At 73.3% G+C, this 6,605-nt stretch carries 6 protein-coding genes; 5 read left to right on the forward strand and 1 reads right to left on the reverse strand.

Annotation, left to right across the window (positions count from 1 at the left end; all coding sequences use genetic code 11):
* Position 1: 1 nt before the first annotated feature.
* Positions 2–679, reverse strand: a complete 678-nt coding sequence (gene mtrA / locus OO47_RS17895) for a two-component system response regulator MtrA (protein ID WP_010356958.1) — start codon at positions 677–679, stop codon at positions 2–4.
* Between the two features lie 331 nt (positions 680–1,010).
* On the opposite strand from mtrA, the gene OO47_RS17900 reads away from it, so the two are divergent.
* From OO47_RS17900 to OO47_RS17920, 5 genes are read left to right on the forward strand one after another with little or no spacing between them, the layout of a single operon-like run.
* A complete protein-coding gene (locus tag OO47_RS17900; RefSeq protein ID WP_030209831.1) occupies positions 1,011–2,225 on the forward strand; it encodes a membrane protein in 1,215 nt (404 codons plus the stop codon).
* A gap of 4 nt (positions 2,226–2,229) precedes the next feature.
* Positions 2,230–2,922: a DUF4129 domain-containing protein gene (locus OO47_RS17905; protein WP_030209828.1), complete on the forward strand. Its 693-nt coding sequence runs from the start codon at positions 2,230–2,232 to the stop codon at positions 2,920–2,922.
* Positions 2,919–4,175, forward strand: coding sequence for a DUF4350 domain-containing protein (locus OO47_RS17910; RefSeq protein WP_033209455.1), 1,257 nt, complete (start codon positions 2,919–2,921; stop codon positions 4,173–4,175). The genes OO47_RS17905 and OO47_RS17910 overlap by 4 nt, the downstream gene beginning before the upstream one ends.
* Positions 4,172–5,155 (forward strand): AAA family ATPase, encoded by a 984-nt coding sequence (locus OO47_RS17915; RefSeq protein ID WP_030209820.1) that lies wholly within the window; start codon positions 4,172–4,174, stop codon positions 5,153–5,155. The genes OO47_RS17910 and OO47_RS17915 overlap by 4 nt, the downstream gene beginning before the upstream one ends.
* Before the next feature lie 12 nt (positions 5,156–5,167).
* A complete protein-coding gene (locus OO47_RS17920) occupies positions 5,168–6,478 on the forward strand; it encodes a DUF58 domain-containing protein (RefSeq protein ID WP_030209816.1) in 1,311 nt (436 codons plus the stop codon).
* The last annotated feature ends 127 nt before the right edge of the window (positions 6,479–6,605 follow it).

Raw genomic sequence — 6,605 nt, forward strand, 5'->3', positions numbered from 1 at the left:
GTCAGCTCGGTCCCGCCTTGTAACCGACGCCACGGACGGTCACCACGATCTCCGGGCGCTCGGGGTCCTTCTCGACCTTCGAGCGCAGCCGCTGGACGTGCACGTTCACCAACCGGGTGTCGGCCGCGTGCCGGTAGCCCCACACCTGCTCCAGGAGGACCTCACGGGTGAAGACCTGCCACGGCTTGCGCGCGAGCGCGACGAGGAGGTCGAACTCGAGCGGGGTCAGGGCGATGGACTGGCCGTCCCGCTTCACCGAGTGCCCGGCCACGTCGATGACCAGGTCACCGATGGTGAGCTGCTCCGGAGCCGGCTCCTCGGACCTCCGCAGCCGCGCCCGGATGCGGGCGACGAGCTCCTTCGGCTTGAACGGCTTCACGATGTAGTCGTCGGCACCGGACTCCAGGCCCACGACCACGTCGACCGTGTCGCTCTTGGCCGTGAGCATGACGATCGGCACCCCCGACTCGGCCCGGATGAGCCGGCACACCTCGATGCCGTCCCTGCCGGGCAGCATCAGGTCGAGCAGCACCAGGTCGGGCTTCGCCTCCCTGAAAGCGGCAAGCGCCTTGTCACCGTCCGCGACGAACGACGGCTCGAACCCTTCACCCCGCAGCACGATGCCGAGCATCTCGGCCAGTGCGGTGTCGTCGTCGACGACAAGAACGCGTCCCTTCATATCGACATCATCCCATTAGCCAATCGTTACCTGCCGTGACCTGTCCCACAGCGCCTCCCCCTGCCAGGGTCGTGATCTTGTGGAGAACGACCCGCTCGGCCCGCCGCCGCACGGTTCGCGCGGCCGGATCGGGCATCCGCACAGTGTGCCGTCTGCCGCCCGCACAATGAAGGTCCGGACGAAGCTACGAACGACGAGACCGCTCCCGCCCACGGGCGGGCCCCACGTGGCACGATGGCACCCGGCCCGCCGCCGTGTTCAGGTGTCGGCCGCCGTGACCGAGCCGGTTCGCCGATCCGGCACCGCGACCATTCCCACGAGGTGGACGACCGTGAACGACACTCCGGGCCGGACCTCGCCCGGATCCGCCCCTTCCGGCGACCAGAACGGCTCCGGCGTTCCCCGGCCCGCCGGTCCGGCCGACGTGAACGGTTCCACCTCCCAGTGGTCCAAGGACCAGCCGCCCGCCGGCCGGTGGTCCCCGCCCACCGGCCAGACCCCGCCCCCCGGTCCCGGCCGCAACTGGGGCGCCCCGTCCTCCCCCGCGCAGTGGGGCAGGCCGCCGGCCGCGAAACCGGGCGTGATCCCGCTGCGCCCGCTGAGCATGGGCGAGATCCTCGACAGCTCGGTGAAGACCCTTCGTACCTACTGGCGCACGGTACTGCCCGTCATGGCCGTGCTCGCGGTGCTCACCCAGGTCACCCAGACCCTGGTCCAGCGCTATCTCGTCCCGCCGGCCCCGCAGGTCGACCCGGACGCCACCCCCTCCGAAGCGCTGAAGCAGCTCGTCGATTCGATCCAGGCCTCCCTGGCCGGCTTCGGCCCGAGCATGCTCGTCTCCCTGGCGGCGCTCCTGATCAGCAGCGCCCTGCTGGCCGTCGTGGTCGGCAAGGCGGCCCTCGGCCGCCCGATCACACTGGGAGCCGCCTGGCGGGAGGCCCGCCCGCACCTGCTCCGACTGCTCGGCCTGACCCTGCTGCTCGCGGTGCTGGGCGCCGCCATCATGACGGTCGGCCTGCTCCCCGGGCTCCTGATCGGCGGCGTCGCGGGTGCGGCCCTGGTCTTCCTCGGCGGTCTCGGCGCCCTCGTCCTGGACATCTGGCTGATGGTCCGCTTCAGCCTCTCCTCCCCCGCCCTGATACTGGAGCGCGGGAACGTGGTCCAGTCCCTGAAGCGCTCGGCGAAGCTGGTGCAGGGCTCGTGGTGGCGGATCTTCGGCATCACCCTGCTCACGCAGCTGCTGGTCTTCGTGTTCGCGATGATCATTGCGATCCCGTTCGCCGTCATCGGCCTGATGGTCGACGGCGAGGCCCTCTCCGGACTGCTCTCCGGCTCTCCCGACGCCGCCGGCTGGCCCTTCCTCATCGTCACGGGCATCGGCGGTGTGATCACCAGCGCGATCACCTACCCGATCTCCGCCGGAGTGACGGTCCTCCTCTACGTGGACCAGCGCATCCGCCGGGAGGCCCTGGACCTCGAACTGATCCGGGCCGCGGGCCGGCCCGACCCCGGTCCCGCGCCCGGCACCCGGGCCGTCGGGGGCTGATGGCGTGACGGTCACGGGGGGAACGGTCACGGCAACGGCGCGCCTGCGCGCCGACGGCGACGTACCGGTGGACATCTCCCGCGTCCCCGCCCGCGAGGCGGCAGAGCGGGAGCTGTCCGATCCGATGTACCACGAGAACGACCCGAGCCTCCTCCAGCGCGGCCTGAGCCGCCTCTGGGAGTGGCTCGACGACCTCTTCGGCTCCGCGTCCGGCGCCACCCCGGGCGGGCCGCTCGGCCTCGTGGTCATCGTCCTGGTGGTGGCCGCGCTCGTCGCCGCCCTCTGGTGGCACCTCGGCACCCCCCGCAGGACACCCGCCACCGCGGGCGACTCCCTTTTCGCGGACGGCCCCCGCTCCGCCCGCGACCACCGGGCGGCCGCCGCCCGCCACGCCTCCGCCGGACGCTGGAACGAAGCCGTCCAGGAACGGATGCGGGCCGTCGTCCGCTCCCTCGAAGAGCGCGCCCTGCTCGACCCCCGCCCCGGCCGCACCGCCGACGAGGCGGCCGCCGAGGCGGGCCGCTCCCTCCCCTCCCACGCGGACGACCTGCGCCTCGCGGCCCGCGCCTTCGACGACGTCACATACGGCGGCCGCACCGCCGACGAGCCGGCGTACCGCCGGATCGAGGAGCTGGACACCGCCCTGGAGCGGACCCGCCCCACCCTCGACACCGTTTCCCCGGGGACGCCCACATGAGCGGCGCGATCCCCGGCCCCCCGACCCCCGACAGCGCGCCGACCGCCGCACCCCCCTCCGGCGCCACCCCGCCCGGCACCACCTCCACCGCCCTCTCCGCCCGCCAGATCTGGACCCGGGCCCGCGGAGCGGCCCTCGTCGTCGCCCTGATCCTGATCGGCGGCCTCGTCCTCGCGACGGTCCAGTCCGCGGATCCCCGCGGCGCCCTCGACCCCCGCTCCGCCGACCCCCACGGCAGCCGGGCCGTCGCCGAACTCCTCAAGGAGCGGGGCGTCACGCTCACCCTCGCCACCACCCTCGACGAGGCCGCGGCGGCCTCGAACCCCGGGACCACCCTCCTGGTCGCCGCCCCGGACCTGCTGACCGACGCTCAGCAGTCCACGCTCCGCTCCACCATGGAGAACTCCGCCGGCCGCACGGTCCTCCTCGGCGCGGGCTCCCCCTCCCTCGGCATCCTGGCCCCGGGGATCACCAGCGCCCCCGACGCCGCCGTCACGAACCTCGAACCCGCCTGCACCCTGCCCGCCGCCACCCGCGCCGGCAGCGCCGACCTGGGCGGCGAACGCTACGAGGTCGCCCCCGGCACCACCGCCGACTCCTGCTACCCCTCCGGCGGACTGCCGACCCTGGTCCGCCTCCCCGGCACCGGCACCACCGACACGGTCCTCCTCGGCTCGCCCGACATCCTCCACAACGCCCGTCTCGACCAGCAGGGCAACGCCTCCCTCGCCCTGCAACTCCTCGGCTCCCGGCCCCATCTCGTCTGGTACCTCCCCTCCCTGTACGACGCCTCCGCCGACGCGCCCGAAGACGACACCACCGGAAACTTCCTCGCGCTCATCCCCTCCGGCTGGCTGTGGGGCGCGCTCCAACTCGCGCTCGCGGCCCTGCTCGCCGCCGTCTGGCGCGCCCGGCGCCTCGGCCCCCTGGTGACCGAGCGGCTTCCCGTCGCCCTCCGCGCCTCCGAGACCACCGAGGGCCGCGCCCGCCTCTACCGCAAGGCGAACGCCCGCGACCGCGCCGCCTCCGTCCTGCGCACCGCGACCCGCACCCGGCTCGCCCCGCTCCTGGGCGTCCCCGCCCGGAACGCCCACTCCCCCGAACTCCTCCTTCCCGCGCTCTCCGCCCGTCTCGCCGGGACCACCGCGGACCCCAAGGACCTTCTCTTCGGCCCGGCCCCCGCCGACGACTCCACCCTCATCCGCCTGGCGGACCAACTCGACGCCCTCGAAAGAGAGGTACGCACCTCATGAGCGCCCCGACCCCCGAGACCGCTACGAACTCGGCCGGCGCCCGCGCCTCCCTGGAGGCCCTGCGCACCGAGATCGCGAAGGCCGTGGTCGGCCAGGACCCCGCCGTCACCGGTCTCGTCGTCGCCCTGCTCTGCCGGGGGCACGTCCTCCTGGAGGGCGTCCCGGGAGTCGCCAAGACCCTGCTGGTCCGCGCGCTCGCCGCCGCACTCGAACTCGACACCAAGCGCGTCCAGTTCACCCCCGACCTGATGCCGAGCGACGTCACCGGCTCCCTGGTCTACGACGCCCGCACCGCCGAGTTCTCCTTCCAGCCGGGCCCGGTCTTCACCAACCTGCTGCTCGCCGACGAGATCAACCGGACGCCCCCGAAGACCCAGTCGTCCCTCCTGGAGGCCATGGAGGAACGCCAGGTCACGGTCGACGGCACCCCGCGCCCGCTGCCCGAGCCGTTCCTGGTCGCGGCGACCCAGAACCCCGTCGAGTACGAGGGCACATACCCCCTTCCCGAGGCCCAACTGGACCGGTTCCTGGTGAAGCTGACGGTCCCTCTGCCCTCACGTGCGGACGAGGTCCAGGTCCTCACCCGCCACGCCGAGGGCTTCGACCCCCGCGACCTGAAGGCCGCCGGCGTCCGCCCCGTCGCGGGCCCCACCGAGCTCGAAGCCGCCCGGGCCGCCGTCGCCGAGGTCTCGGTCTCCGCCGAGATCGCCGGCTATGTCGTCGATATCTGCCGTGCCACGCGTGAATCCCCCTCACTCACGCTCGGGGTCTCTCCCCGAGGCGCCACCGCCCTGCTCTCCACCGCCCGCGCCTGGGCCTGGCTCACCGGCCGGGACTACGTCACCCCGGACGATGTGAAGGCCCTCGCTCTTCCCACCCTGCGTCATCGCATCCACCTGCGGCCCGAGGCCGAGATGGAGGGAGTCACCCCCGACTCCGTCATCCACTCGATCCTCGCCCACGTCCCCGTCCCCCGCTGAGAACGGCGCCCCATGGCCCTCACCGGACGAACCGCGCTGCTCGCGGCCCTCGGATCGCTCCCCGTCGGCATCCTCGCCCCCAGCTGGACGGGGATGCTCGCGGTGAACGCGCCCCTCTCACTCGCAATACTGTGCGACTACGCCCTGGCCGCGCCAGTGCGAACGCTCCAATTCACCCGAAGCGGTGACACATCCGTTCGACTCGGTGACGCGGCGGACGTCCGCCTCACGGTCACCAACCCGTCCCGCCGCCGTCTCCGCGCCCAGCTCAGGGATGCCTGGCCGCCCAGCAGCTGGCTGCCGGGCACCGAGCAGTCCGCCTCGCGCCAACGGCTCACCATCCCCGCCGGCGAGCGCCGCCACCTCACCACGACCCTGCGCCCGACCCGCCGGGGCGACCGCCGCGCCGAACGGATCACGGTCCGCTCGTACGGCCCCCTCGGCCTCGCGGCCCGCCAGGGCAATCACGAGGTCCCCTGGACCGTCCGTGTGCTGCCCCCGTTCACCAGCCGCAAGCACCTGCCGTCCCGTCTGGCCCGGCTCCGCGAGCTCGACGGCCGCACCAGCGTGCTGACCCGCGGCGAGGGCACCGAGTTCGACAGCCTCCGCGAGTACGTGCCCGGTGACGACACCCGCTCGATCGACTGGCGCGCCACGGCCCGGCAGACCGCGGTCGCCGTCCGCACCTGGCGTCCCGAGCGCGACCGTCACGTCCTGATCGTCCTGGACACCGGCCGCACCTCGGCCGGCCGCGTCGGCGACGTCCCGCGCCTGGACGCCTCCATGGACGCGGCCCTCCTCCTGACCGCGCTCGCTTCCCGCGCCGGCGACCGGGTGGACCTCCTGGCCTACGACCGCCGCCTCCGCGCCCAGGTCCAGGGCCGTTCCGCGGGCGACGTGCTGCCCGCCGTCGTCGACGCCCTCGCCCCGCTCGAACCTGAGCTCGTGGAGACCGACACCCGCGGTCTGACCGCGACCGCGCTCTCCCGTGCTCCCCGCCGCTCCCTGATCGTCCTCCTGACGAGCCTGGACGCCGCCCCGATCGAGGAAGGCCTCCTGCCTGTCCTGCCGCAGCTCACCCAGCGCCACACGCTCCTGGTGGCTTCGGTGGCCGATCCGCACATCGCCCGCATGGCTGCGAACCGCGGCACGCTGGAGGGCATGTACGAGGCCGCCGCGGCCACCCAGACGCAGTCTCAGCGCGCCCGGACCTCGGACCAGCTCCGACGCCACGGCGTCACGGTCGTCGACGCGACTCCTGACAATCTGGCTCCGGCACTGGCGGACGCGTACCTCGCCTTGAAGGCGGCTGGCCGCCTCTGACCGGTCGCACCGGTCTGAAAAGGCGGGTGAACGCAGAAAAGCCCCGCACCAGGAGGTGCGGGGCTTTCCCACAATGATTGTTCGGCGGTGTCCTACTCTCCCACAGGGTCCCCCCTGCAGTACCATC

It is taken from the genome of Streptomyces bikiniensis (assembly GCF_000716625.1).
Lineage (GTDB): Bacteria > Actinomycetota > Actinomycetes > Streptomycetales > Streptomycetaceae > Streptomyces > Streptomyces bikiniensis.